Origin of the sequence: Streptomyces sp. NPDC046915 (assembly GCF_040644935.1) — a bacterium.
Classification (GTDB): Bacteria; Actinomycetota; Actinomycetes; order Streptomycetales; family Streptomycetaceae; genus Streptomyces.
The window spans coordinates 52,323-74,047 of record NZ_JBEYXB010000034.1 but is presented as its reverse complement, the minus strand read 5'-3'; the positions used below and the strand labels follow the sequence as shown (position 1 = coordinate 74,047).

The 21,725-nt window shown below is 69.6% G+C and carries 20 protein-coding genes and 1 pseudogene; 12 read left to right on the top strand and 9 right to left on the bottom strand.

Annotation, left to right across the window (positions count from 1 at the left end; translation table 11 throughout):
- Nucleotides 1-211: 211 nt before the first annotated feature.
- From ABZ915_RS45355 to ABZ915_RS45330, 6 genes and pseudogenes are all read left to right on the top strand, one after another.
- Complete coding sequence (locus ABZ915_RS45355; RefSeq protein WP_361816246.1) at nt 212-1,138, top strand: ABC transporter permease; 927 nt, start codon at nt 212-214, stop codon at nt 1,136-1,138.
- A 33-nt stretch (nt 1,139-1,171) separates the two neighbouring features.
- Nucleotides 1,172-2,095, top strand: coding sequence for an ABC transporter permease (locus ABZ915_RS45350; RefSeq protein ID WP_361816243.1), 924 nt, complete (start codon nt 1,172-1,174; stop codon nt 2,093-2,095).
- Between the two features lie 48 nt (nt 2,096-2,143).
- On the top strand, nt 2,144-3,190 hold the full coding sequence (locus tag ABZ915_RS45345) for an ABC transporter ATP-binding protein (protein ID WP_361816240.1): 1,047 nt from the start codon (nt 2,144-2,146) through the stop codon (nt 3,188-3,190).
- Nucleotides 3,183-4,328, top strand: coding sequence for a dipeptide ABC transporter ATP-binding protein (locus ABZ915_RS45340; protein ID WP_361816237.1), 1,146 nt, complete (start codon nt 3,183-3,185; stop codon nt 4,326-4,328). The genes ABZ915_RS45345 and ABZ915_RS45340 overlap by 8 nt, the downstream gene beginning before the upstream one ends.
- An 87-nt stretch (nt 4,329-4,415) precedes the next feature.
- Entirely contained in the window at nt 4,416-4,838 is a 423-nt protein-coding gene (locus ABZ915_RS45335; protein WP_361816234.1) for a VOC family protein, read from the top strand.
- 49 nt (nt 4,839-4,887) lie between these two features.
- Nucleotides 4,888-5,055, top strand: a pseudogene (locus ABZ915_RS45330) (glyoxalase); the annotation flags it as partial.
- Here ABZ915_RS45330 and ABZ915_RS45325 read toward each other — a convergent pair.
- The 6 genes from ABZ915_RS45325 to ABZ915_RS45300 all read right to left on the bottom strand — a co-directional run bounded on the left by ABZ915_RS45325 (nt 5,048) and on the right by ABZ915_RS45300 (nt 11,774).
- Nucleotides 5,048-6,043: an ABC transporter ATP-binding protein gene (locus ABZ915_RS45325; RefSeq protein WP_361816231.1), complete on the bottom strand. Its 996-nt coding sequence runs from the start codon at nt 6,041-6,043 to the stop codon at nt 5,048-5,050. The pseudogene ABZ915_RS45330 and the gene ABZ915_RS45325 overlap by 8 nt on opposite strands.
- Nucleotides 6,040-7,008, bottom strand: coding sequence for an ABC transporter ATP-binding protein (locus tag ABZ915_RS45320; protein ID WP_361816229.1), 969 nt, complete (start codon nt 7,006-7,008; stop codon nt 6,040-6,042). The genes ABZ915_RS45325 and ABZ915_RS45320 overlap by 4 nt, the downstream gene beginning before the upstream one ends.
- Nucleotides 7,005-7,928 carry an ABC transporter permease gene (locus ABZ915_RS45315; RefSeq protein ID WP_361816226.1) on the bottom strand — a complete coding sequence of 308 codons (924 nt, stop codon included), beginning with the start codon at nt 7,926-7,928 and terminating at the stop codon, nt 7,005-7,007. Before ABZ915_RS45315 ends, ABZ915_RS45320 begins: the two co-directional genes overlap by 4 nt.
- Nucleotides 7,925-8,926 carry an ABC transporter permease gene (locus tag ABZ915_RS45310; RefSeq protein ID WP_361816224.1) on the bottom strand — a complete coding sequence of 334 codons (1,002 nt, stop codon included), beginning with the start codon at nt 8,924-8,926 and terminating at the stop codon, nt 7,925-7,927. Before ABZ915_RS45310 ends, ABZ915_RS45315 begins: the two co-directional genes overlap by 4 nt.
- A gap of 3 nt (nt 8,927-8,929) precedes the next feature.
- Complete coding sequence (locus ABZ915_RS45305) at nt 8,930-10,804, bottom strand: ABC transporter substrate-binding protein (RefSeq protein ID WP_361816221.1); 1,875 nt, start codon at nt 10,802-10,804, stop codon at nt 8,930-8,932.
- Between the two features lie 172 nt (nt 10,805-10,976).
- Nucleotides 10,977-11,774 (bottom strand): class I SAM-dependent methyltransferase, encoded by a 798-nt coding sequence (locus tag ABZ915_RS45300; RefSeq protein ID WP_361816218.1) that lies wholly within the window; start codon nt 11,772-11,774, stop codon nt 10,977-10,979.
- Nucleotides 11,775-11,956: 182 nt separating this feature from the next.
- Here ABZ915_RS45300 and ABZ915_RS45295 point away from each other — a divergent pair, with 182 nt between their 5' ends.
- From ABZ915_RS45295 to ABZ915_RS45275, 5 genes are all read left to right on the top strand, one after another.
- Complete coding sequence (locus tag ABZ915_RS45295; protein WP_361816215.1) at nt 11,957-13,585, top strand: ABC transporter substrate-binding protein; 1,629 nt, start codon at nt 11,957-11,959, stop codon at nt 13,583-13,585.
- Between the two features lie 6 nt (nt 13,586-13,591).
- Entirely contained in the window at nt 13,592-14,515 is a 924-nt protein-coding gene (locus tag ABZ915_RS45290) for an ABC transporter permease (RefSeq protein ID WP_361816212.1), read from the top strand.
- Entirely contained in the window at nt 14,508-15,488 is a 981-nt protein-coding gene (locus tag ABZ915_RS45285; RefSeq protein WP_361816209.1) for an ABC transporter permease, read from the top strand. Before ABZ915_RS45290 ends, ABZ915_RS45285 begins: the two co-directional genes overlap by 8 nt.
- A gap of 312 nt (nt 15,489-15,800) precedes the next feature.
- Nucleotides 15,801-16,787 (top strand): ABC transporter ATP-binding protein, encoded by a 987-nt coding sequence (locus ABZ915_RS45280; RefSeq protein ID WP_361816206.1) that lies wholly within the window; start codon nt 15,801-15,803, stop codon nt 16,785-16,787.
- Entirely contained in the window at nt 16,768-17,832 is a 1,065-nt protein-coding gene (locus tag ABZ915_RS45275) for a dipeptide ABC transporter ATP-binding protein (protein WP_361816203.1), read from the top strand. The genes ABZ915_RS45280 and ABZ915_RS45275 overlap by 20 nt, the downstream gene beginning before the upstream one ends.
- Before the next feature lie 128 nt (nt 17,833-17,960).
- Here the strand turns inward: ABZ915_RS45275 and ABZ915_RS45270 are convergent, their stop codons facing one another.
- Entirely contained in the window at nt 17,961-20,096 is a 2,136-nt protein-coding gene (locus ABZ915_RS45270) for a prolyl oligopeptidase family serine peptidase (RefSeq protein WP_361816200.1), read from the bottom strand.
- Nucleotides 20,097-20,288: 192 nt separating this feature from the next.
- Between ABZ915_RS45270 and ABZ915_RS45265 the strand changes: the two genes are divergently transcribed.
- On the top strand, nt 20,289-20,483 hold the full coding sequence (locus ABZ915_RS45265) for a hypothetical protein (protein ID WP_356818200.1): 195 nt from the start codon (nt 20,289-20,291) through the stop codon (nt 20,481-20,483).
- A gap of 90 nt (nt 20,484-20,573) precedes the next feature.
- On the opposite strand, the gene ABZ915_RS45260 is transcribed toward ABZ915_RS45265, so the two are convergent.
- Together ABZ915_RS45260 and ABZ915_RS45255 are read right to left on the bottom strand one after the other, a co-directional pair.
- Nucleotides 20,574-20,780, bottom strand: coding sequence for a DUF397 domain-containing protein (locus ABZ915_RS45260; protein ID WP_361816195.1), 207 nt, complete (start codon nt 20,778-20,780; stop codon nt 20,574-20,576).
- The gene (locus ABZ915_RS45255) at nt 20,777-21,652 is read right to left on the bottom strand and encodes a helix-turn-helix transcriptional regulator (protein WP_361816192.1); all 876 of its coding nucleotides are present in this window, start codon (nt 21,650-21,652) and stop codon (nt 20,777-20,779) included. Before ABZ915_RS45255 ends, ABZ915_RS45260 begins: the two co-directional genes overlap by 4 nt.
- Between the last annotated feature and the right edge of the window lie 73 nt (nt 21,653-21,725).

The following is a 21,725-nucleotide window of genomic DNA, read 5'->3' as shown; positions in this document are numbered from 1 at the left end:
GTTTTTTTTTTTTTTTTTTTTTTGGGGGGGGGGGGGGGGGGGGGGGGGGGGTGGGGGGGGGGGGGGGGGGGGGGGGGGGGCCCGCCCCCCCGGGGGCCCCCGACGACCGTCGGGAGGGTGCGATCCGCCCTTCCGGCCCCACCCCCAACACCCCCATATATGGGGCTGGGAAGCTGCCTGGGAAGCGGCAGCAAGGCGAGAGAGGCATGTCATGGGAAGGTATGTGGTCCGCAGGCTGGGCCAGTTGATCGTCGTCACGCTCGGCGCGACGATGATCCTGTTCGCCTGCCTGTTCGTTCTGCCCGGGGACCCGGTCGGGCAGATCGCGGGCAGTGACAAGGCGCGCGACCCGGCCGTGATCGCGCAGCTGCACAAGCAGTACGGGCTGGACAAGCCCCTGGTGGTGCAGTACGGCAACTACGTGGGCAAACTTGTCACCGGCGACCTCGGTACGGACTACACGCAGCAGCGACCGGTCACCGAGATTCTCGTCCCGAAGCTGGAGAACACGGCGAAGCTGGCGGTGTTCGCCATCGTGGTCGACGTCGTCATCGGTCTGGCCGTCGGCATTCTCGCGGCGATGAAGAGGTACTCGGTCTGGGACGTGTCGGCCACCTTCCTCACCACCATGGCCATCGGCGTCCCGTCGATCGTGCTCGGCATGATCATTCAGCGCGTCTTCGTCATCGAGCTCAACTGGTTCCCGCTGATCGCCGACGGCAGCTTCAAGTCGATGGTGCTGCCCGGTGTCACGCTGGCGATCATCGACGCGGCCCTCGTCGCCCAGCTGGCCCGCAGCAGTATGCTCGAAGTGCTGCGCGCCGACTACGTCAAGACCGCCGTGGCCAAGGGACTTCCCAGCCGGACGGTGCTCTTGCGGCACATTCTGCGCAACTCCGTCATTCCCGTGGTCACCTACATCGGTATCTCCTTCGGCACGCTGCTCGGTGGTGCGATCATCACGGAGACGATCTTCAACTGGAACGGCATCGGTCTCGCGCTGATCCAGGCGATCCAGCAGAACAACAACCCCATCATCACGGGAGTGGTGACGATCAGTGTGGCGATCTTCGTCGTGCTGAACCTCGTCGTCGACCTGCTGTACGCCGCCCTCGACCCGCGTATCCGCCTCGCCTGACCGGCAGGGTCGTTTCCCACTAGGAGTCACACCATGACCGAACTCGTCACGGGCACGGGAGGGCCGGTCCAGACGGATCCCGCCGCGGCCAAGCAGGGCGCCGAACCCAGTGTCGCCCGGGTCAGCCAGTGGTCCGACATCCGGCACCGCTTCTTCGCCAACAAGCTCGCCGTCGTCGGACTGGCGATCATCGTCGTCCTGGTTCTCATCGCCTTGCTGGCCCCCGTGCTGGCGCCCTTCGACCCGCTGAAGCAGGACCTCAACGCGACGCTCCAGTCGCCGGGCGGCAAGCATCTGCTCGGCACCGACGCGCTGGGCCGGGACCAGCTGTCCCGCCTCATCTACGGCAGTCGCATCGCGGTGATCGTGGGTCTCGCCTCGATCCTCCTCGCGGTGGTCATCGGTGTCGTCCTCGGCGCCATGTCCGGCTACTTCGGCGGCTGGGTGGACACCGTGATCATGCGTGTCGCGGACATCTTCTTCGCGTTCCCGCTGCTCATCGGTGCCATCGTCATCATCCTGCTGATGGGCCGCGGCGTGATGCCGGTGGTCCTCTCGCTCGGCATCTTCTCCTGGGCCGTCTTCGCCCGACTGCTGCGCAGTCAGATCCTCTCCGTGCGCGAGATGGACTATGTGCACGCGGCGAAGGCACTCGGCGCGAGCCAGGGCCGGATCATCCGCAAGCACATCCTGCCCAACTCCATCACCTCGGTGATGGTGTACGGCACGAGCAACGTCGGTATCGCGATCGTCGCCGAGGCGTCGCTGTCCTACCTGGGCGTCGGTGTGGAACCGCAGGTCGCGGAGTGGGGGAACATGATCTCCGCCGGCCGCGGCTTCATGGGCGTCAAGGACTACATGTGGACCTACCCGAGCATAGCCATCGTCGTCACCGCGCTGGGCTTCATCCTGTTCGGCAACGGTCTGCGCGACGCGCTCGACCCGAAGCTCCGGTGAGGCACCGCCGTGAGTCGACCCCCTCAGAAGCAACACGAAGGTGATGGCATGACCAGCCTGGAGATGGCACCCGCGAACACCGGGTCGGACGGGACCGCGCCGCTGCTCGAAGTCCGCGACCTGCACGTGGAGTTCAAGATCCGGGACGCCGTGACCAAGGCCGTCAACGGTGTCAACTACAGCGTCAAGGCCGGCGAGACGCTCGCCGTGCTCGGTGAGTCGGGCTCCGGCAAGTCCGTCACCGCGCAGGCGATCATGGGCATCCTGGACAGCCCGCCCGGACGGATCAGCAAGGGCCAGATCTTCTTCCAGGGCCAGGACATCCTGGCGCTGCCGGAGAACGAGCGCCGCCGGCTGCGCGGCGCCAAGATGGCCATGATCTTCCAGGACGCCCTGTCCTCGCTCAACCCCGTGCTCTCCGTGGGCTACCAGCTCGGCGAGATGTTCCGGGCGCACCAGGGCATGTCCAAGAAGGACGCCAAGGCCAAGGCCATCGAGCTGATGGACCGGGTGCGCATCCCCGCCGCCAAGGAGCGCGTCGGCGACTACCCGCACCAGTTCTCCGGCGGTATGCGCCAGCGCATCATGATCGCCATGGCGCTGGCCCTGGAGCCCGAACTGATCATCGCGGACGAGCCCACCACGGCCCTCGACGTGACGGTCCAGGCCCAGGTCATGGACCTGCTCGCCGAGCTTCAGCGCGAGTACAACATGGGCCTGATCCTCATCACCCACGACCTGGGTGTGGTCGCCGACGTGGCGGACAAGATCGCCGTCATGTACGCCGGCCGGATCGTCGAGACGGCGCCCGTGCACGAGCTGTACAAGCGGCCCGCGCACCCCTACACCCGGGGCCTGCTGGACTCGATCCCGCGCCTGGACCAGAAGGGGCACGAGCTCTACGCGATCAAGGGCCTGCCGCCCAACCTGCAGCAGATCCCGGCGGGTTGCGCCTTCAACCCGCGCTGCGCCAAGGCGCAGGACATATGCCGCACCGATGTCCCGGCGCTCGTTCCGGTGACCGAGGAGGACGGTACGGAACTGGTCGGCCGCGGCTCCGCGTGCCACTTCTGGAAGGAGACGATCCGTGGCTGAGCTCAAGAAGGACGACGGGGCCGACGTCACGCCCAACGTCTCCGACGTCGAGGTGGTGGACGCGGCGACCGAGGACGAGGCGGTGGCCGCCGTCGAGGCGCCCGTCGATCGGGGCGAACCGATCCTTCAGGTGCGCAACCTGGTCAAGCACTTCCCGCTGACCCAGGGCATCCTGTTCAAGCGCCAGATCGGCGCCGTCCGCGCCGTCGACGGCGTCTCCTTCGACCTGCACCAGGGCGAGACCCTGGGCATCGTGGGCGAGTCCGGCTGCGGCAAGTCGACGGTGGCCAAGCTCCTGATGAACCTGGAGCAGGTGACCGCCGGCGAGATCTTCTACAAGGGCCAGGACATCACCAAGCTGTCCGGCCGTGCGCTGAAGGCGGTGCGCCGGAACATCCAGATGGTGTTCCAGGACCCGTACACCTCCCTCAACCCCCGTATGACGGTGGGCGACATCATCGGTGAGCCCTTCGACATCCACCCCGAGGTGGCTCCGAAGGGCGACCGGCGCCGCAAGGTGCAGGAGCTGCTGGACGTCGTCGGTCTCAACCCCGAGTACATCAACCGCTACCCGCACCAGTTCTCCGGCGGTCAGCGCCAGCGCATCGGCATCGCCCGCGGCCTCGCGCTCAACCCGGAGGTCATCATCTGCGACGAGCCGGTGTCCGCGCTGGACGTGTCGGTGCAGGCGCAGGTCATCAACCTGATGGAGCGACTCCAGGACGAGTTCAACCTGTCCTACATCTTCATCGCGCACGACCTGTCGATCGTCCGGCACATCTCCGACCGGGTGGGCGTGATGTACCTGGGCAAGATGGCCGAGATCGGCACCGACGAGCAGATCTACGAGCACCCGACGCACCCCTACACCCAGGCGCTGCTGTCGGCGGTCCCGGTGCCGGACCCGGAGGCCCGCGAGAACCGCGAGCGGATCATCCTCACCGGCGACGTGCCGTCCCCGGCCAACCCGCCCTCGGGCTGCCGCTTCCGCACCCGCTGCTGGAAGGCGCAGGACAAGTGCGCCAAGGAGGTCCCGCTGCTGGCGATCCCCGAGCCGTTCGCGGGCGTGGACACGCCGGCGGCCCACGAGTCGGCCTGCCACTTCGCCGAGGAGAAGGACGTCGTCGGCGCGGCGTGACACCGATCGGCCGATGAACCCGGGGCGCCCCGGCGAGTACTGCCACTCGCCGGGGCGCCCTTTCGAATCGACAAGCACCGGGGCGAGATGATTCACCACGTCGAACTGTGGGTTCCCGACCTCCCGCGCGCGGAGCGCGAATGGGGCTGGCTCCTCGCCCGGCTCGGTTACCACCCGTACCAGGAATGGCAGCACGGTCGCAGCTGGCGTCAGGGGCCTTCGTACCTCGTCGTCGAGCAGTCGCCGGCGATGACCGGCACCCGCCACGACCGGATGCGCCCAGGACTCAACCACCTCGCCTTCCACGCCGGAAGCCGCGCCGACGTCGACACGCTGGCGGCGGAGGCACCCGCCCACGGCTGGACACCGCTCTTCGCCGAGCGATACCCCCATGCCGGTGGCCCGCAGCACTACGCGGCCTATCTGACGAACACGGACGGCTTTGAAGCGGAGCTGGTGGCCGCCGAGACGCCCCCGGACACCGAGACGCCCCCGCCCGCCGTCTCCTAGCGGCCCGCGGCCGGGCCCAGGCCGCCTGCGTCTCCCCGCGCCGGCGGCGGAGGCGCTCGCCCAAGGGTGGGTGCCGCTCTTCGCCGACCGGTATCCCCATGCCGGTGGCCCGTAGCACTACGCGGCCTATCTGACGAACACGGACGGCTTTGAGGCCGAGCTGGTGGCCGCCGACACGCCCTCGGACACCGAGACGCCCCCGCCCGCCGTCACGTAGCCGCCCGTGTCCGTGCCCAATGGCAGGCCACCTGTGCCTCTCCGCCCCCGTTCAGCACTTCCGGGTCCCGGGTCCGGCATGCATCCGCGATGCCCGCCCGGTCCGCCTCGCCGCCCGCCAAGACCTGGCAGCGGACGTGGAAACGGCAGCCCGAGGGGACGCGGGACGGGTCCGGAGGCTCGCCGGTCAGGATCACCGGGTCGGTGCGGGACTCCGGGAGGACCGACAGCAGCGCCTGGGTGTACGGATGCCGGGGCGCCGTCAGGACCTGCTCGACCCCGCCCGTCTCCACGATGCGCCCCAGATACATCACCGCGACCCGGTCGGCGATGTTCCACGCCAGCCCGAGATCGTGCGTCACCACCAGGGCGGACAGGTCCAGTTCGGCGCGCAGGCGCAGCAGCAGGGCGAGCACCTCACCGCGCACCGAGGCGTCCAGCGAGGCCACCGGCTCGTCGGCGACGAGGAGTTCGGGCTCCAGCACGAGCGCGCCCGCGATCACCACGCGCTGGCGCTGGCCCCCGGACAGCTCGTGCGGGTAACGCAGGAAGAAACGCTCGGGCGGACGCAGACCGCAGCGGGAGAGGGCCGAGGCGACAGCGGCCCGTTCATCTCCGGCGTGGCCGTGGATGCGCAGGCCCTCGGCCACCGCGTCGTACACCGTGTGCCGCGGGTTCAGTGAGCCGCTCGGATCCTGGAGCACCAGTTGTGCGCGCTTGCGGTACGCCTTCAAGGCCCGTGAGGAGTACTCCAACGGCTTTCCGCGGAAGCTGATGCTCCCGCCCGCCGGGCGTACGAGCCCGAGCAGGGAGCGCGCCAGCGTCGTCTTGCCGCAGCCCGACTCGCCGACCAGCGCCACGATCTCCCCGGCGCCGATGTCCAGTTCGACGCCGTCCACGACCCGGGCCGGGCGGGCGCCGTGGCGTCCGGGGAAGGTCACGTGCAGCCCCTGTGCGCTCAGCAGGGGGCCGGATGCGGGCGTCGTCATGAGGTCTCCCTCGCCTCGTCCTCCGCGTGTACGCAGGCGGCCCGGTGCCCCGGCCCCGCGCCCCGCAGTGCCTGGTCCTGCGTGGCGCAGACGTCCAGGGCCACCGGGCAGCGCGGATGGAAGGCGCAGCCGGACGGCACGGCCGACGGGTCGGGCGGGTCACCGGCCAGCCCACGCGGGGCGAACCGGGAGGCCGGCTCGCCGATGCGCGGGAACGCCGCCGACAGCGCCTTGCCGTAGGGGTGCCGGGCGTCCTCGTAGATCCGCCGGGCCGGGCCCTCCTCCACCACCCGGCCGGCGTACATCACCGCCAGCCGGTCGCAGGTGTCGGCGAGCACCGCCAGATCATGGCTGACCATCATCAGTGCCAGGTCCTGTTCGGCGACGAGCCGCTGGATCAGCCGCAGGATCTGCGCCTGGATCATCACGTCCAGCGCCGTGGTCGGCTCGTCGGCGACGACCAGCCGCGGGTCGCAGGCCAGCGCCATCGCGATCATGACGCGTTGCCGCTGGCCCCCGGACAGCTCGTGCGGATACGCCGCCGCCCGCGCCACCGGAAGCCCCACGTGCTCCAGGAGCTCGCCCGCCCTCCGCCGGGCCGCGGCCGCGGTCGCCCCCTGGTGCAGCAGGACCGGCTCGGCGATCTGGTCGCCGACGCGGTGCACCGGGTTGAGCGAGTGCATCGCCCCCTGGAAGACGATCGAGGCTCCCGCCCAGCGGACCGCCCGGACCCGGCCCCACCGCATCGCCAGGACGTCCTCGCCCTCCAGCAGGACCTCCCCGGTCACCCGGGTCCCGGCGGGCAGCAGCCTGAGCAGCGCGAGCGCCAGCGTGGACTTGCCGCAGCCGGATTCGCCGGCGATGCCGAGCTTGTGACCGGCGTCGAGCGACAGATCCACGCCCCGCACCGCGGCCGCTCCGCCCGGATACGTCACTTCGAGGTTCCGCACCTCCAGCAGGGTCAACGGGCCAGCCCCAGACGTGGGTTGAGTACGGCCTCCACCGTGCGCCCGCACAGGGTGAACGCCAGGGCGACACACGCGATCGCGATGCCCGGCGGCACCAGGTACCACCAGTCGCCCGAACTGACGGCGCCCGCCTCGCGCGCGTCCTGGAGCAGCCCGCCCCATGACACCACCGAAGGATCGCCGAGGCCGAGGAAGGCCAGGGTCGCCTCGGCCAGGACGGAGGAGGAGACCATCAGGGTGGTCTGGGCGAGGACCAGCGGCATCACGTTCGGCAGCACGTGCCGGGACATGACGTGCCAGTGGCCGCCGCCGAGCGCGTGCGCGCGCTCGATGTACGGCCGGGACTCCACCGCCAGCGTCTGCGCGCGCACCAGCCGGGCCGTGGTGGGCCACGTGGTGACGCCGATCGCCAGGACGACCGTGCCGAGGGAGCGGGACAGCACGGTGGCGAGCGCGATCGCGAGCACCAGCGTCGGCATCACCAGGAACCAGTCCGTGATCCGCATCAGCACGGTGGAGCAGGCACCGCGGAAGTGCCCGGCCGTGATCCCGACCACGGCGCCGATCGCCACCGACAGGACGGCGGCGAGCAGCCCGACCAGCAACGACACCCGTGACCCCCACACCACCAGCCCGAGCAGGTTCCGGCCGAACCGGTCGGTGCCCAGCGGGAACTCACCGCTCGGACTCTCCATGGGCCGGCCCGGCGCCCCCGTCACGCTCGTCACGTCCGAGCCGACCGTCAGCGGCGCGGTCAGCGCGACGAGGGCGAACAGGGCGAGCGCGGCCAGGCCCAGCAGCCCGGCGCGGTGGGTGCGGTACAGGGCCCAGAACCGTGCGGCCGAGCGGCGGCGGCGCTGCCAGGCGAGAGTGCGGGGGCCGGCCCGCGAGACCGGGTCAGTGGCTTCGGTCGTCATCGGACCACCCTGGGGTCGAGCAGCGGATAGAGGATGTCGGCGAGGGTGTTCGTGATGATCACCGCCGAGGCGAAGACCAGGAACAGGCCCTGGACCAGCGGCAGATCGGGCACGCTCAGCGCCTGGTAGAAGAGACCGCCGAGGCCGGGCCAGGAGAAGACGGTCTCGACCAGGATCACACCGGCGACGGTCCGGCCGAGGTTGACGAAGACCAGCGTCACGGTCGGCAGCAGCGCGTTCGGCACGGCATGCCGGCGCCGGACCAGGTCGTCGCGGAGCCCCTTGGCGCGTGCGGTGGTCAGATAGTCGCTGCCCATCTCGTCCAGCAGCGCCGAGCGGGTGACCAGCAGGGTCTGCCCGTACTCGACCGCGACCAGGGTGATCACCGGCAGGACGAGGTGGTGGGCGACGTCGACGGCGTACGCGAAGCCCTCCTTGCCGCCCGACTCCATGCCGCCGGTCGGGAAGAGGCCGGGGATCGGGCCGACGCCCACCGAGAACACGATGATGAGGACCAGCCCCAGCCAGAACGACGGCACGGAGTACAGGGTCAGCGCCAGGCCGGTGTTCAGCCGGTCACCGAGACGGCCGTGGCGCCAGGCGGAGCGGGTGCCGAGGAAGAAGCCGAGCGCGGTGTAGAGGACGAACGCGGTGCCGGTGAGCAGCAGGGTGTTCGGCAGCGCCTCGCTGATCTTGTCGACGACGGGTGCCCGGAACTGGTACGACGTGCCGAGATCGCCGCTGAGCGCGCTGCCGCAGTAGTGCGTGAACTGCTCCCACAGCGGCAGGTCGAGCCCGAACTCCTTGCGGTAGGCGGCCAGTTGCTCCGCCGATACCGGACGGCCGCCCGTCATGGTCTTGACCGGGTCGCCCGGGATGAGCCGGAACAGGAAGAACCCGGTCACGAGGACGGCGAGCAGGGAGACGGCCGCGCCCCCCATCCGGCCGGCCCCGTACCGCAGATACCCGGTGGCGCTCGTTCCGCTCATCCGGCTCATCGGCTACTCGCGGTCCTCTGCGGTGGCGCGGCGCCGCCTCGCGAGGAGCAGCCCGGTGCCGCCGAGGACCACCACACCCGCGACGACCCCGATGACGAGGCCCGTCGAGCCGCCGCCGTCCGAGGACCCGTCGGAGGCGGCGGGCACCGCGGACCACCAGCTCCAGTAGCCGTCCTGACCGTAGATGTTGCCCGCCTTCTCGGGCATCGTGGTGATCGACTTGATCTGGTCGGTGCGATAGGCCTCGACCGCGTTCGGATACGCGAGGACGTTCATGTACCCGAGGTCGTAGAGCCGCGACTCCATCTGCTTGACGAGGTCCGCCCTCTTGGCGGGGTCGTACTCGGCGAGCTGCCGCGCGTACAGCCCGTCGTAGGTCTTGTCGCAGATGAAGTTGTCCGTCGCGCCGGTGTCCTTCGGGGTCGGGGGCAGGGCGGCGCAGGTGTGGATGGACAGGACGTAGTCCGGGTCGGGGTTGACGGACCAGCCGTCGAAGGCGAGGTCGTACTTGCCCGCGAGCCATGGGTCGGTGACGTTGTCCAGGCAGTCGAGCGTCACGCCGATGCCGAGCTTGCCCCACCACTCCTTGAGGTACTGGCCGACCGCCTTGTCGTTGGGGTCGGTGGCGTGGCACAGGAGGCGGTAGTTCAGCGGCTTGCCGTTCTCGCCGGTCCGCTTGCCGTCGGCGTTCTTCCGGTAGCCCGCCTCGTCCAGGAGCTGGGCCGCCTTCGCCGGGTCGTAGGCGAGCTCCTGGCTCGCCGACGGCTTCCAGAAGTACGACGAGAAGCGCGGCGGGATGTAGCCCTGGCCCTCGACCGCGTGGCCCTGGAAGACCTTGTCGACGATGGCCTTGCGGTCGACGGCCATGAACAGGGCGTGCCGTACCCGCTCGTCCAGCAGCGAAGGGTCGCCGTCGCCGAACTTCCGGCCGTTCTTCGCCTGTGCGCCCGGGTTGGTGGCGAGGGCGTAGAAGCGGCGGCCGGGGGCGTCGTTGACGTGGATGTTCTTCTCGCCCTTGAGGGAGGCCGCCTGGGCCGGTGTCAGGGAGGGGGAACCCGCGACGAAGGAGACCTCTCCCTTGCGCAGGGCGGCCACCGCCGCGTCCTGGTCCTTGTAGTACTTGACCTCCAGCTCGTCGAACTTCGGAGCCCCGCGCCAGTAGCTCTTGTTGGCCTTCAGCCGGACGTAGCTGTCGGGCTTGTAGTCGGTGAGGACGAAGGGCCCGTCGCCGACGACGGGGAAGCTCTTGTCGTTGTTGAACTTCGAGAAGTCCTTGACCTTCTCCCAGATGTGCTGGGGCACGATGGGCACGTCCAGGGCGGTCATCGTGGCCTGGGGTTTCTTCAGTTCGATGACCAGCTGGGTCGGGCTGGGGGCCGTCACCTTGCGGAAGTTGGTGACGAAGCTGCCGTTCGCGGTGGCGGCCCCCTCGTCGGTCATCATCTTGTTGAACGTCCAGGCCGCGTCCTCGGCGGTGACCTTCTGTCCGTCCGACCACTTCGCGTCGGAACGGATCGTGTACGTCCAGGTGAGCTTGTCGGCCGACGGCGACCACTTCGTCGCCAGGCCCGGGACCGCGTGGGCGTCACCGGGGTCGTAGGCGGTGAGGTACTCGTACGTCAGCCTCAGGACGCTCGTGCTGAGCAGACGCACGGCCAGGAAGGGGCTCAGCGAGTCGACGCTCTGCGCCACGGCGATGGTGAGGACCTTTTTGCCCTGGGCGGCCTGCGCCCGCTGCGGAGCCGGGTTGAGCGGAGTCGTGAGCGTCGCCGTGACGGCCAGGGCGAGGGCGCCGCCGGCGGCGGCGAGACGGGTGAGACGCAGTCGCGGGGTTCTCGGGTGCGGACGGGTTCTGCCGGGCCGGTCTGGTGTACTCATCGATCGTGACCTCGCGTCATCACTCGCGCGGAAACGGCTTGTCGGGCTTCGGGAGCCGGGAGTTGCCTGGTGACACCGGGTGGGTGATGAGAGTGTCTATCAGCGGTGGTCTGTGCCCGTCAACGGCGCCTGAAGCCGGTGTGGCCTGCGGAAACGCTGAATTGATGTGCCGTCAGTCCAAACATTGGTCCATACCGGTGAAGGGGGTCTGGTCGAACGCTGGCGGCGGTCGGTGAACGGATCCGGCCACCGTTATGATCTCGGGGCTGCGGAGCGTCAACGGCTTCCGGTCCCAGTCGCCGAACTGCTCCAGTACGCCGAGTCCCGCCTCGCGCAGACGGCGTGACAGGGTGTCGGGCGGCGTGAACCGGAGGGTGGAGCGGCTGAGCCGGCGGAAGTCCCAGCCCTCGCCCTCGAACGTCTCCTCGAAGGTCACGCGGTCGCCGACGAGGGGTCCCTCGACCTCGCGCCACACCCGCACGGCACGGCCGTCGGTGTCGCTGACGCGGTCCACGCGGTCCGGCGTCCACCGGGTCCAGGCGCGGGCGGCCGGATTCCGCGTCTCGAACACGAACCGGCCGCGGTCGGCGAGAGCGGCCCGGACGGAGCCCAGAACGAGCCGCAACTCCTCTTCGGTGAGGAGCACTTGGAAGGCGTGACCGGTCATCACGACGAGGTCGAACTCACCGCCCCACGGCTGTGTCCGCACATCCCCGAGCACCCATTCGACCCCGGGTTCCCGACGGCGGGCCTGTACGAGCATCGCCGCGGCCGGATCCAGCCCCGTGAGCCGACCGCGGTGGCCGTCCCTGCGGGCCCGTGCAAGCAACCGGCCCGTACCGCACCCCACATCGAGCACGGACCGAGCGGACATCACCAGGCCGAGGTAGAAGTCGTCGCCCGGACCCCATGGATTGAGGGCGTCGTACAGAGAGGCGAGCGAAAGTTGCGCGAACGAGCGATCGACCACCGGGGCAGTGTGCCACACGTGGGCGAACCGGCCCCCTCGCCGCTCGTTCGGGTGCACTCTCTCGCGTACGGGCCGCCCGGGTGTGCGTAATGCCCTGTTTATAGCGATATTGGCCCATAAGATATCGGAGGTCAGACGCTGGCGCCGCAGCGCAGGCATGCGCATTCCCGAGGAGGCACTGCATGCGTGGAACCACGTACGCCCGACGGCTCGCCTGCGCGCTGGCGGTGGCGCTCGCCGCGACGGCCTGCGGGGTCCGCGGGAGTGCGGGCAGCGGGGCCGGCGGCTCGGTGCTCTCCTCCTCCTGGGGCGATCCGCAGAACCCGCTGGAGCCGGCGAACACCAACGAGGTGCAGGGCGGCAAGGTCCTCGACATGATCTTCCGGGGCCTGAAGAAGTACGACCCGAGGACCGGCGCGGCCAAGGACATGCTCGCCGAGAAGATCGACACCGCGGACTCCCAGAACTTCACGATCACCATCAAGGACGGCTGGACCTTCTCCAACGGGGAGAAGGTGACCGCCAAGTCCTTCGTCGACGCCTGGAACTACGGCGCGAGCCTGAGGAACCACCAGCGGAACGCGTACTTCTACGGCTACATCCAGGGCTACGACAAGGTCCACCCGCAAAGCGGCTCACAGAGCGCCGGCACGCTCTCCGGCCTGAAGGTCGTCGACGACCGGACCTTCACCGTCAAGCTGGCCCAGAAGTTCTCCAGCTTCCCCGACACCCTGGGCTACCCGGCGTTCGCCCCGCTGCCCCGGGCGTTCTTCTCCGACCACGCGGCCTGGCTGGAGAAGCCGGTGGGCAACGGACCGTACGCCGTCGACTCGTACGTCAGGGGCTCGCAGATGGCCCTGCGGAAATGGGCCGGCTACCCCGGCCCGGACAAGGCGCGGAACGACGGCGTGACCCTCAAGGTCTACACCGACAACGACACCGCCTACACCGACCTGCTGGCCGGCAACCTCGACCTGGTCGACGACGTCCCCGCCTCGCAGCTCAAGAACGTCAAGAGCGACCTGGGCGACCGCTACATCAACACCCCGGCCGGCATCATCCAGACCCTCGCCTTCCCCTACTACGACAAGGACTGGGACACGAGCGGCGCGGAGAAGGTCCGCAAGGGCCTGTCCATGGCGATCAACCGCAAGCAGATCACCGACACCATCTTCCTGAACACCCGCATCCCGGCCACCGACTGGACCTCACCGGTGCTCGGCACGGAGGGCGGCTTCAAGGACGGGCTGTGCGGGGCCGCCTGCGACTACAACCCGGGCGAGGCCAAGAAGCTGGTGCAGGAGGGCGGCGGGCTCCCGGGCGGGCAGGTCAAGATCACCTACAACGCCGACACCGGCTCGCACAGGATGTGGGTGGACGCCGTGTGCAACTCCATCAACAACGCGCTCGGCAACGACAAGGCCTGCGTCGGCAACCCGGTCGGCACCTTCGCCGACTTCCGCAACCGGATCACCCAGCACAAGATGTCCGGCCCGTTCCGCGCCGGCTGGCAGATGGACTACCCGCTCATCCAGAACTTCCTCCAGCCGCTCTACTACACCGGTGCCTCCTCCAACGACGGCCAGTGGTCCAACCAGGACTTCGACAAGCTCGTCGACCAGGCCAACGCCCAGACCGACACCACCAAGGCGGTGCCCACCTTCCAGCAGGCCGAGGAGGTCGTCCGGGACCACATGGCCGCCATCCCCCTGTGGTACCAGAACGGCAGCGCGGGCTACTCCGAGCGGCTCTCCGACGTGGCCCTGAACCCCTTCAGCGTCCCCGTCTACAACGAGATCAAGGTCGGCTGATCCGCCATGGGGCGCTACGTCCTCAGGCGTCTGCTCCAGATGATCCCGGTGTTCTTCGGGGCCACGCTGCTGATCTTCCTGATGGTGAACGTGATGGGCGACCCCATCGCGGGACTGTGCGGCGAACGGCAGTGCGACCCGGCGACGGCCGCCCAGCTGAAGCAGGAGTTCGGCCTCGACAAGCCGCTCTGGCAGCAATACCTGACCTACATGGGGAACGTCTTCACCGGCGACTTCGGGACGGCGTTCAACGGCCAGCCGGTCACCGAGCTGATGTCGACCGCGTTCCCCGTCACCGTCCGGCTGACCATCGTGGCGATCGTCATCGAGATCGTCATCGGCATCACCCTGGGCGTGGTCACCGGGCTGCGCCGCGGCCGGCCCGTCGACACCGGGGTGCTGCTGGCGACCCTGGTGGTCATCTCCGTGCCCGTGTTCGTCACCGGTCTGCTGCTCCAGCTCCTGCTCGGCGTGGCGTGGGGATGGATCAAACCGTCGGTGCCGCCGGAGGCCACCTTCGGCGAGCTGCTCGTGCCCGGACTGGTCCTGGCCTCCGTCTCGCTCGCCTACGTCACCCGGCTGACCCGCACCTCCATCGCCGAGAACAAGCGGTCCGACTACGTCCGCACGGCGATCGCCAAGGGGCTGCCCAGGCACCGCGTGATCACCCGGCACCTGCTGCGCAACTCGCTCATCCCCGTGGTCACCTTCATCGGCACCGACATCGGCGCCCTGATGGGCGGCGCGATCGTCACCGAGCGGATCTTCAACATCCACGGCGTCGGCTACCAGCTCTACCAGGGCATCCTGCGCCAGAACACCCAGACGGTCGTCGGCTTCGTGACCGTCCTCGTGCTGGTCTTCCTGATCGCCAACCTGCTCGTCGACCTCCTCTACGCCGTACTCGACCCGAGGATCCGCTATGCCTGAGCAGTCGTACGAGCCCGAGGGCGCCATCGCGGGCACCGGCGCGGGCGGCGCGATGGACCTGGCGGCGAGCGAGGCGACGACGCTGGAGCGCACGCCGGGCGGCCCGGAGGGCACGGGACCACAGGACAAGCCCCGTTCGCTCTGGTCCGACGCCTGGCGGGACCTGCGCCGCAACCCCGTCTTCCTCCTCTCCGGGCTCGTCATCGTCTTCCTCGTCGTCATCTCCCTGTGGCCCTCGCTCATCGCCTCCGGCAGCCCGCTCCAGTGCGACCTCGCCAAGGCCCAGGAGGGCTCCCAGCCGGGCGCCCCCTTCGGGTACGACGGCCAGGGCTGCAACGTCTACACACGGACCGTCTACGGCGCCCGTACCTCCGTCACGGTCGGCGTCTGCGCCACGCTGGGGGTGGCGCTCCTCGGCTCCGTGCTGGGCGCGCTCGCGGGCTTCTTCGGCGGGGCGTGGGACTCGCTGCTCTCCCGCCTCACCGACATCTTCTTCGCGATCCCGGTCGTGCTCGGCGGCCTCGTCCTGCTCTCCGTGGTGACGAGCAACACCGTCTGGCCGGTCATCGGGTTCATGGTGCTGCTCGGCTGGCCGCAGATCTCCCGCATCGCCCGCGGCGCCGTCATCACCGCCAAGCAGAACGACTACGTCCAGGCCGCCCGCGCCCTCGGCGCCTCCGGCCCGCGGATCCTGCTGCGCCACATCGCGCCCAACGCGGTCGCCCCGGTGATCGTCGTGGCCACCATCGCGCTCGGCACCTACATCGCGCTGGAGGCGACCCTGTCGTATCTGGGCGTCGGCCTGAAGCCGCCCAGCGTCTCCTGGGGCATCGACATCTCCGCCGCCTCCCCCTACATCCGCAACGCCCCCCACGCCCTCCTCTGGCCCTCCGGCGCCCTCGCGATCACAGTCCTGGCCTTCATCATGCTCGGCGACGCGGTACGCGACGCCCTCGACCCGAAACTGAGGTGAGCCGCGGTGCTGCTGGAAGTGCCGGATGTGTACGGGGGGTTCCGAGCGGGGGACGGGGATGCCGGCTGCGGGGTGGGCGCGGAGCCGGCGTCGGCGGTGCCGGGCCGGGGGAGGTCTGTGCCGCGGTCCTGCTGTGCGTCGGCGGCCATCGGCCAAGACCGCCGGCCCCGCCGCAGTCGCGCGGGCCTCCGCCCCGGCGCCGGCCGGCGACAGGGCGGCCGTGGCGTGACCCGCCGCGCCGGTCCGGCCTCCGGCGGGTTGGGCGGCGCGGCGAGCGGTGACCTCGACCAGTCGAAGCCGAGGTGAGCCGCCGTGCTGCTGGAAGTGCGGGACCTGTACGTGGAGTTCCGGATGCGGGACGGGGTCGCCCGGGCCGTGAACGGGGTGAGTTACGGGGTGGACGCGGGGGAGACGCTCGCGGTGCTCGGGGAGTCCGGCTCGGGGAAGTCGGTCACCGCCCAGGCGGTCATGGGGATCCTCGACATGCCGCCGGGGCGGATCACCGGCGGGGAGATCCTCTTCCGGGGCCAGGACCTGCTGAAGCTGAAGGAGGAGGAGCGCAGGAAGGTCCGCGGCGCCGGGATGGCCATGATCTTCCAGGACGCGCTGTCCTCGCTGAACCCGGTGCTCTCCGTGGGCGACCAGCTCGGCGAGATGTTCGTGGTCCACCGGGGGATGTCGAAGAAGGACGCGCGGGCCAGGGCGGTCGAGCTCATGGACCGGGTACGCATCCCGGCCGCCGCCCAGCGTGTGCGCGACTACCCGCACCAGTTCTCCGGCGGCATGCGCCAGCGCATCATGATCGCCATGGCGCTGGCCCTCGAGCCGGCGCTCATCATCGCCGACGAGCCCACCACCGCCCTCGACGTCACCGTCCAGGCCCAGGTGATGGACCTGCTCGCGGAGTTGCAGCGCGAGTACCACATGGGACTGATCCTGATCACCCACGACCTGGGGGTCGTCGCGGACGTGGCGGACCGGATCGCCGTGATGTACGCGGGGCGGATCGTGGAATCGGCGCCGGTCCACGACATCTACAAGTGCGCGGCTCACCCCTACACCCGCGGCCTGCTGGACTCCATCCCGCGCCTGGACCTCAAGGGCCGGGAGCTCTACGCCATCAAGGGCCTGCCGCCCAACCTCATGCACATCCCGCCCGGCTGTGCCTTCCACCCGCGCTGCCCGATGGCCCGCGACGTGTGCCGGACCGACGAGCCGCCGCTGTACGAGGTCGACGCGGACCGGGCGAGCGCCTGCCACTTCTGGAGGGAGTGTCTGCATGGCAGCCTCGACGACTGAGCCGATCCTGGAGGTCAGCGGGCTCGTCAAGCACTACCCGCTGACCCGGGGAATCCTGTTCAAGAAGCAGATCGGCGCGGTGAAGGCCGTCGACGGCGTCGACTTCGGCCTGGCCAGGGGCGAGACGCTGGGCATCGTCGGCGAGTCCGGCTGCGGCAAGTCGACGGTCGCCAAGCTGCTGTGCAACCTCGAACGGCCGACGGCGGGTTCGATCCGCTTCAAGGGCGAGGAGATCACCCGGCTGTCCGGCCGGGCCCTGAAGGCCGTACGCCGCAACATCCAGATGGTCTTCCAGGACCCCTACACCTCCCTCAACCCCCGGATGACGGTCGGCGACATCATCGGCGAGCCGTACGAGATCCACCCCGAGGCGGCCCCGAAGGGCGACCGGCGCCGCAAGGTGCAGGAACTGCTCGACGTCGTCGGCCTCGACCCCGAGTACGTCAACCGCTACCCGCACCAGTTCTCCGGCGGCCAGCGCCAACGCATCGGCATCGCACGGGGGTTGGCCCTCCGCCCGGAGGTGATCGTCGCCGACGAACCGGTGTCGGCCCTGGACGTCTCGATCCAGGCCCAGGTGATCAACCTCCTGGACCGGCTCCAGACGGAATTCAAGCTCTCCTACGTCTTCATCGCGCACGACCTGTCGATCGTGCGGCACATCTCCGACCGGGTCGGGGTGATGTACCTCGGCCGGATCGTGGAGATCGGCACGGAGACGGAGATCTACGACCACCCGACGCACCCCTACACCCAGGCTCTGCTGTCCGCCGTGCCCGTCCCCGACCCCGACGCCCGCGAACACCGAGAACGGATCATCCTCTCGGGTGAAGTTCCGTCCCCCACCGACATCCCGTCCGGCTGCCGTTTCCGCACCCGCTGCTGGAAGGCCCGGGAGCGCTGCGCACTGGAGGTGCCGGCCCTCGCTGTCCCGGAGGCGTTCCGCCTGGAGACCGGCCCGGCGGCGCACGACTCGGCGTGCCATTTCGCGGAGGAGAAGCAGGTCGTGCCGGTCGAGGAGCGCAACGGCAACGGGCCGGGGTGACAAGGAGCACCCCGGCCCGTTCACGGCACCCGCACGGCCGTACGCTGTTCAGCCTCGCGCGTCCGTATATCGGTACCGCTTCCGTGAAGTTGCCTCCGTGTTAACGAAGTTCGTGGTTGTTTGCACCGCTATGCACGCGGCTGTGCCAGCGAACGCCTGAGGAAGTCCACCTGGAGCAGCAGCAGGTTCTCCGCGACCTGTTCCTGCGGGGTCATGTGCGTGACGCCGGACAGCGGGAGCACCTCGTGCGGGCGGCCGGCGGCGAGCAGGGCCGAGGAGAGCCGCAGGGCGTGCGCGACCACCACGTTGTCGTCGGCCAGCCCGTGCACGATCATCAGCGGGCGGTGCGGGTCGGCGGGGGCGGACAGGCCCTCGTCGGTGACGAGGCTGCTCTTCTCGTACGCCGCCGGGTCGGTGGCCGGGTCGCCCAGGTACCGCTCGGTGTAGTGGGTGTCGTACAGCCGCCAGTCGGTCACCGGCGCACCCGCGATGCCCGCGTGGAAGACGTCCGGGCGGCGCAGCACGGCCAGGCCGGCCAGGTAGCCGCCGTACGACCAGCCCCGGATCGCCACCCGGGTCAGGTCGAGGGGGTACTCCCGCGCGAGGTCCTGGAGCGCGTCGATCTGGTCGTCCAGGGTGAGGGCGAAGTCCCGGTGGATGGCCTTCTCCCAGGCGGGGGAGCGGCCCGGGGTGCCCCGGCCGTCGGCCACGACCACCGCGAAACCCTGGTCGGCGAACCACTGGGAGGTGAGATGGGCGTTGTGCGCGGCGACCACGCGCTGGCCGTGCGGTCCCCCGTAAGGGTCGAGCAGTACCGGAAGGCGAGCGCCCCCGTCAGTGTCCCCGGGGTAGTCCGTAGGCATAAGCACGGCGCACGGAATTCGACGTGCGCCCCCCTGGGTGAGTGTCACGCGCGGGGACAAACCGGGATCTTCGGCGTACGACGTGACGGTCGCCGCTTGTTTTCCGTCCCGCAGCACCCGGACACGGGCGCCCGGGTGGTCCAGTGTGGCTGAGACCAGCACCGTCACGCCCCCGGCGCGCACCGCCGAATGCACGCCGGGCTCCTGCGACACGCGCTCCACACCCAGCTCGTTGACCCGGTAGACGTGCACCTCACCGGTCTCCGGCGCCTCCGCCTCCTCGCCCGCGGAGGCCGAGACCAGCACGTCGTCGGCGGTCACGTCCAGCACCGCACGGATGTGCAACTGCGCCCCGGTCAGCGGCCGCTCGCCCACCGTCAGCACCCGCGCCCCGCCCTCGTCCGCGATCCGGACAAGCTGTCCGGAGGGGCTCCAGCACGGCACCCCGGGGAAAAGTTCAAGCCATGTTGGATCTTCATCGGCATGGACCATTCGCGTCGCCCCCGACTCCGGATCCACGGCCAGGAACAGCTGGCTGCGCTGGTCCCGCGCCTGCACCAGGAGCAGCGGTGCCCCCGCTTCTGACCAGTGCACACGCGCCAGATACGGGTAGCGCACCCGATCCCATACGACCTCCGTGCGCGCGCCGTCGAGACCGATCACGAACAGCCGTACGTCCGCGTTTCCGGTCCCCGCCGCCGGGTAGGCGACGTGGTTCGGCTCACTCTCCGGATGGGCCGGGTCGGCGATCCACCACCGCCCCACCGGCGTGTCGTCCGCGCGCGCCACGAGCAGCCGGTCCGACCGCGGGGACCACCAGAAGCCACGCGAACGAGACATCTCCTCGGCCGCGATGAACTCGGCCAGCCCGTAGGTGACGCCCTCCGACTCCGGCTCCGCCAGCGCCCGGTCGCCCTCACCCTCGGCACCCACCACCCGCAGGGCGCCCCCGACGACATACGCCACGTGCCGTCCGTCGGGCGCCGGCCGCGGATCGATCACCGGCCCCGGAACGGGCAGTTCACGCGCGGTCCCGGCCCGCAGCTCCGCCGCGAAAAGCCGCCCTGACAAGGTGAAAGACGCCAACTCGACGGCCGCGTCGGTGGCGTAGCCGACGATGCCGGCGCCGCCCTCACGGCTGCGCTCGCGGCGTGCTCGCTCCTCGGGCGAGAGCTGTTCCGAGGCGCCTTGCAGCAGAGCGCGCGGGTCGGCCGCCACGCGCTCCCCGCCGTCCACCACATCGATGACCCACAGGGAGTTCGCCCGGTCCGTACCGGAGTGCGAGCGCAGGAACGCGACACGCGAACCGTCGGGCGCCACGGTGAATGAGCGCGGCGCGCCGAGGGTGAACCGCTGGGTGCGGGCGTGCCGTCGGGGGAAGGAGACAGGCTCGGTCGTCATGCCTTGACCATATTGGCCATGCGCCCCCTTGTGCGGCCGTGCGCCCAGCGATGCGCAAGGGCGGATAGTTATGATCACTACCGCCATGTGGGTATGAACCTGCTGGCTTGCGTATGGAATTGCTGGACCGATCTACAACCCCCATAGTCCGTCCCACCCCCCGCGTCCCTGGATCTTTGGAGGTGAGCCGCCGTGGCACTCTCGATTTCGGCGGTGGTGCTGCTGGCGATCATCGTCTTCCTGCTGGTCAAGAAGTCAGGCCTGAAGGGCGGTCATGCGCTCGTCTGCGTCCTCCTCGGCTTCTACCTGGCCTCCTCGACGGTCGCCCCGACGATCAGCGAGCTGACGACCAACGTGGCCAGCATGATCGGGAGCATCAAGTTCTGACGGGGCCACCCGCTTCTCCCCCGTGCTGGAGCGCCCTTTACTCGGGTCGTGGAAGCACGACAATGCCGAAGAAGCGGGCGGCCCCTACGGTCACTCGCAAACGCCGGACACGAAAAACGCCCATGCCTCCGGCGCCAGCGCGAGCTGGGGGCCGGCGGTGTGCTTGGAGTCGCGGACCTGCACAGAGCGGGGTGCCATCGCGATCTCGACGCAGGAGTCGCCGTCAGGACCACTGCTGTAGCTGCTCTTGAACCACGCCAGTTCGGAGGCGTCGCCGACAGTGGGCTTGCGGATCATGCTTCTCCCAGCAGTTGTTCGATGACGGCTAGTGACTCCGTAGGGGGAAGAGCCTGCGCCCGGATGGTGCCATACCGAAGCTCAAGGATCCGCAATTCCCTCAGATTTTCGACCGGGCGGCCGTTGAACGCGCCATCGGAGCGCCCGACCCCCGTTCCATCCTGGAACCTCAGCAGTTCGATTCTTCCGCTCATTCCAGGATGCGGCCCGCTGTCCATCGGCATCACCTGAAGCGTGACGTTGCTCAGCTGCCCCACGTCAAGCAAGCGCTCGAACTGCTGCCGCCGCACCATTGTGCCTCCAACCCTGCGGCGCAGCGTGGCCTCTTCCAGGACGAAGCTGAGAGCGGGTGCGGGCGACCGTTCGAAGACGGATCGCCGGGACATGCGAGCGCCCACCCGTCGCTCCAAATCCTGAGGCGTATAAGCGGGCTGCCAGCACTCCAGCAGGGCTCGGGCGTACTCCGGTGTCTGCAACAGGCCGTGGATGTTGCTGGTTTCGTACACGCGGATCTCGACGGCCTGGGCTTCCAAGTCCGCCAAGGCCCGCACCTTCTTCGGGTACCGGACCTTCTCCACGTCCTCCTTCATCGCCGCGAGCAGCCCACCCGCCCCCAACACCTCGTCCGCCTTGTCCAGATACTCGGGCCGGGGGATCCGCTTCCCACCCTCGATCTTGTAGACCAGGTCCTCCCCGTAGCCGACCGCAGCCCCGAACTCGCCGGCCCGCAAGCCCGCTGCCTCCCGCCGCAGCTTCAACTGCCGCCCCACCGTGGCGATCACGGCCACGCCCCAGTCGTCGTCCGGGTCCACCTCCCAGCCCGGTTCGTCCGCCTCGGTCCTGAGCAGTACCGCCTCGCCGTCCACCGACATCCGCGCCCCTCTCCCGTAACGCCTGGTGCTCGCGCGCCCTACCCGTACGCCCGCAGCCGACAGTCCGGAAGCC